Annotated in this window: 1 protein-coding gene; it reads left to right on the top strand. The window is 37.0% G+C overall.

Annotated elements, in window-relative coordinates; genetic code table 11:
- Positions 1-113 precede the first annotated feature (113 nt).
- Positions 114-5,767 (top strand): LamG-like jellyroll fold domain-containing protein (locus tag K5783_RS11240; RefSeq protein ID WP_297474392.1); only part of this gene is annotated, 5,654 nt, incomplete at its 3' end.

Raw genomic sequence — 5,767 nt, 5'->3', positions numbered from 1 at the left:
GCACGACTGACTCATCCTCCACTAAATCAAACATGTCCATCTCTGACATTCTCAGCATCACACTGTCACCATTTACAGACAGCACGACTGACTCATCCTCCACTAAATCAAACATGTCCATCTCTGATCTATTAGAAATAATTTTCACGCCTAAATTTTCTACAGATAAAGCAAAAATCAATGAAGAGAATACTGTTGACCTAAATGGATATCAAGATTTTCTACAGATAAATGAAAATTCTACAAATAATCTACAATCTTTTGTCATTAGTACCTGGATAAAACCTGACTACTCCCACGGTTCTCCAGAATTCACAATTATGAGCAAAGAGGGTTCATTTTCATTGGCTGTAAACAATCTAAAATCTGGAAATACTGCAAAATTCTCTATCTTTGATGGCATAAAATGGACTCAAGTAGATTCCATATCTGAAATTCCTGAAGAATGGACGCATATTTTGGCGTCATTTAGCAACCAAACTATCAGTATCTATGTAAACGGAGAATTTGAAGGTGCGATACAACTAACAGGAATACCTTCCTTATCCATAGATGGAAAATTAGAATATGTCGATATTGAAAACATTTCATCAGAAAATGATATTGTAGTTGGAGCCTACATCACTACAAGAAACAACATTTCCCATCCAAACAACATGTTCTCAGGCATGATCGATGAGATTCTTTTGTTTGATTACTCCCTTTCAGAGACAGAAATTGGACAATTGTATTCCCAAGGCAAATCTGCTCATGGTCCAACCCAAGAAAAAACATTGGACGATATTCTAAAAGAAATCGAGCAAGAAATGGCCGCACTGCAGGCACAAAATTACACACAAATCTTACAGGCACAAATGTCCCTTTCTGACATCCTCTCAACTGCTCATATTCAGGCACAAATCTCATCAGATTCCTTACAGGCACAAATGTCCCTTTCTGACATCCTCTCAACTACTCATATCCAGGCACAAAAGACTCCCTCAAATCCTCAGGCACAAATCTCATCAGATTCCTTACAGGCACAAATGTCCCTTTCTGACATCCTATCATTTGACTACTCTCAGGCACGAAATAACACCTCTGCCATCATAGTGGTGCCTGATATTTCTCCTCATTTGACACCTGTAAAGGATACATTTACAATTAATGAGGAGGCCGAAATTGTCTTTGAATTCTTCACTGAAACTGAAGCTATGGTTCACGAATTCGAGAATCTTGATGTTGCCATAGAAACTGCTGAAACCGACACTGAAAATGCTCTTAATCCATCACCATTAGATGAAATTTTTGGATTATTTGTACTACCAATTCCAGAAGCTGATGCAGCAAAAGATGATGGCACCTCAATTAAAGCCAAAATCAAACAACTCAAAAAAGAAATCAGTCAAATCAAAAAAAGTGAAACTGTATCAGGAAACCAATTAGAGACAATAAAAAATAAAATCAATATTTTAGTTCAACAAATAAAAGAAGAAGCAAAAGAATCAAAACAACAAAAGAAAACTGACAAACTAAACTCTGTAATTGAGAAACTCGAAAAAATTACAAACAAACAGCATAAACAAAAAGATAACTGGAATGACAAGGAAACAATCACAACTGAAGTATATGATGCAAACAACAACAAAGTAGAACTAGATGTAATATTTGAAAAACAAAGAGAAGGAAAATTCAACATAAAGTTTGATCCTGCAAAAGCAAAACCAGGAATTTACAAAATCAAAACAATTCTCAATATGGATGGAAAGCAATTCATTTCAGAAAGTGAATTTGCGTGGGGTCTTGTATCTGTAAACTCGATGAAGAGTATTTACAAACCAGGAGAACTTGCAGAGCTTGAAATTGTTGTCCTTAATGGAACAGGAGCTCCTGTATGTCCTGCAAATGCTATAATGCAAATCACAGATCCAAACTTGTCATCAACATTGATATCTTCAAATGATATAATTGAAGCTTCTTGTGGATTATATCTTGCGAACTATCCTACATCCATTATAGGAAATTACACAATAAATGTTCAAGCTGAAACTGGAAATGGAATTGTAAACTTTTCAACATACTTTACTGTTCTTGATAATTATGATTATGACATTGTTAGATACACTGACAGCAAAATTGATCCATTTGTAGATCCTAATGACTTTGATGTAGACATTGACATTACATCATTTGTTGGAAATGATGAGCTTACAATTCATGAATATGTTCCATCATCATTTGGAATTTTCAATACAGATGCAACTGTTGAGACTGTTGGAAATTATAAAGTGTTGACATGGAAGAAAACGCCTCAAGATGGATATGTTGAAACATTTTCATATTCATACTCTGTGCCACTTGTAACACCTGAGCTATATCCCCTAGGTAAAATGGAAATTAAGCAATCAGGCGTTCCAACTTTCACTGAAGCTAGAAACTGGTTTGTAGCAGTTGATCCTCACTTCTTAATTGACACAAGTGTAACTATCAACGATGATAGATGGCAAGATGCCTCCAAGAGAACTGTAGCAGTTAACGGCTCTCACGTCTACTCATTTTACATTGATGCCGAACAGGATCTTGCCTACAGCTATTCCACAGATGGCGGATTTTCATGGAATTATGGTGCTGAAATAGAATCTGTAAATAATTTGTTTATAGGAATTGCTACTTGGTATGAGCTTGATACGCCTGGTTTGACTGACAATTTCATCCACATTGCAGCATATGACGGCGGCGATGATGCAATGTTTTACATAAAGTTTGATCCTTCAGATGCAACTATTGTTACTCCATTGGTGGACATCAGTGACGGCGCAGGAGACTTTGGTACTTTAGCTGATGCAGGAAACATTTCAATTACTCAAGGTACAAATGGTGATATCTACATTGGTACAATTGATGGCTCTTCAACTGATGATCCATTATCTCGTGTTAGAGTATGTACCGAATCTGGTCATTCTTGTGAATCTCAATCAGATTGGGGTAACGCTGGTGCACGAAATACAATATGGGGCAATGATGACGGCAATGATTCTCTAATATTGTTGCCATTACCTAATGATGATGATATTTTACTAGTCTCACTAGATATTAGCGGTCATGACTTACGTTCCAAACAATACGATCAAAGTGCAGGTACTTGGGATGCTGGCTGGACCACAATTGACACAGGAATAGTTGACTCTACTGCTTATGATCATGCAGTCTCAGGAGTAGTTGATAAAAAAACCGGGGACCTTTATGTCACTGCAGTTCCTAATGTTGCTGCCACAGACAGTGAAGTTAGAATTTATCGCTATGTTGATGGATCTGGTTGGTATACTTTACCTAAAGTAACCAGCACTGATGGAAGCAAACGGTATATAGATACATCAGTAGGAATTAACGGAGACTCTGGAAAATTATATGCAATTTACAGCTATGGTGCTGTTGCCACTTCAAATGATGTCTACTACAAATCAACTTCAATCCCATCAATTAGTTGGAGTTCTGAAAAACTATTAACGAATTCTACAAGTAACTTTAGAGGATTATCTATTAACAACTACAACGAGAATTTATTGTATGCAGATTTCTTTGACACAAATATAAACAGATTGTATGGTTCACCAATTGTAAAACAGCCATTACTTTCAGAAACACTTGAGATTTCTGATGATTTAGTAATTGGAATCAGCGCTTCTAGAACATTAACAGAAACATTAAGTATGTCAGATAATATCTCTGCAGCAATTACTGAAGAGATTGATCTTTCTGAAACATTGAATGTATCTGATGCTATTGTAACGAATACACCTCTAACGAATATTATTTTAGATGAATCTCTTTCAATTTCCGATTCTGTTTCCTTATCCATCAGTATTATCAGTATTATTTCAGAGACACTTTCTCTCTCTGACAATGTTGATGCAGCCAAAAGATCTCCTGGAGATGATCCTGACGCAAGACCTCTCAAAGTAACGGTTTATTCTGGTACTAGTTCTAGTGATCCAACAACTATTACTCTTGATTCACCACTTGCAGATGCAAGCAAAGCATTTGCAATGTGCTCGTTTAATCATGATAAACAAAGTGTACACAACAAAATATTTAGAGCATGGGAACTTGATGATACAACACTTACAATTCATGCAACAGCAAAATCACCTGGACCAAACTCCGTGAACTATGTTTGTAATGTAATTGAATTTGGTAATGCATCTACTGTTGAAGGCAGTACCCAGTCTTTCACACAAGCTGCATCAGGAAGTACTTTAGTTACTACAACTTTGAGTGGCACTCCAGTAGATTTGAGTGAAACAATGGAGTGGTATCAAGGACATACTCATGATAATAATGAATCCCAAGTTGGTTCAGAAGAGATTGATAGAATCAGACTTACTAGTTCAACTCAATGGGAATGGGAAGTAAAGACTGCCCCTGGAAGTGGTCCTCAAGATAATTACATGGGCTTGTTTGACTGGAATAATCTTGAAGTTAATGTTCAAAGAGGACAGACATCAATCTCATCAGGAAGTACCACTACTACCATTACTCCACCTACATCAATTGATAGAACAAGAAGTCTCTTGTTTGTATCTTTTATAAAAGATGATACAGCATTTGACTATATTCCTAACCAATCGTACATCCATGCAACAATCAATTCTAATAACGACTTGGTATTTGCAAGAAACTCTGGAACCGGAGCTCCTGCAATTGAAATTAACTGGACTCTAGTTGAGCTTCCTGAGGACTATGCAAATATTAGACATGGAACACATACTCAGAGTGATACTCAGTCTAATACTACTTTTGATCTAGAGGGTGGAGATTCTATTACAAATGTGGATAGAGCATTTGTTATTGGTACAGTTTGTTCGCCATTTGGTTGTGGAACAGGTAGTGGTTCTAGTACTGTTGCCGGTTCAATTGATAGAATTCAATCAACCTTGCAACTTGATGACGCAAATACTATACGTGTAATCAGAGGTGATGGAACTGGAACATTTACAGTAGGATATCAAACAATAGAATTTTTACCAAAGAAAGTTGTTCTCACCGAAACATTATTCATCTCTGACTTCATTATCACACAAAATATTGGAACTGTTACTCTATCTGAGACCTTGACTCCATCTGATGTCATTACAACAAATATTGCTAGAACTGCAGATCTATCTGAAACATTAACCCTATCTGACACCATTACAACCAACTATACTGCATCAACTACTCTATCTGAAACACTCACCCCATCTGACGCAATCACCACAATGACAATAGCATCAACTACTCTATCTGAAACACTCACCCCATCTGACGCAATCACCACAATGACAATAGCATCAACTACTCTATCTGAGACCTTGACTCCATCTGATGTAGTTGCAACAAATATTGCTAGAACTGCAGATCTATCTGAAACATTAACCCTATCTGACACCATTACAACCAACTATACTGCATCAACTACTCTATCTGAGACCTTGACTCCATCTGATGTACTCACTACAACTACTGCAGCATCTGTAACTTTGGATGAAACACTCACTGCATCTGATGTCATTACAACTACCTCAGCTCAGTCAGCAACACTCACAGAAACACTCACTGCATCTGATGTACTCACTACAACTACTGCAGCATCTGTAACTTTGGATGAAACACTCACTGCATCTGATGTACTCACTACAACTACTGCAGCATCTGTAACTTTGGATGAAACACTCACTGCATCTGATGTCATTACAACTACCTCAGCTCAGTCAGCAACACTCACAGAAACACTCACTGCATCTGATGT

This window comes from Nitrosopumilus sp., assembly GCF_025699125.1.
Taxonomy (GTDB): Archaea; Thermoproteota; Nitrososphaeria; order Nitrososphaerales; family Nitrosopumilaceae; genus Nitrosopumilus.
This window is presented reverse-complemented; position numbering and strand designations above follow the sequence as displayed.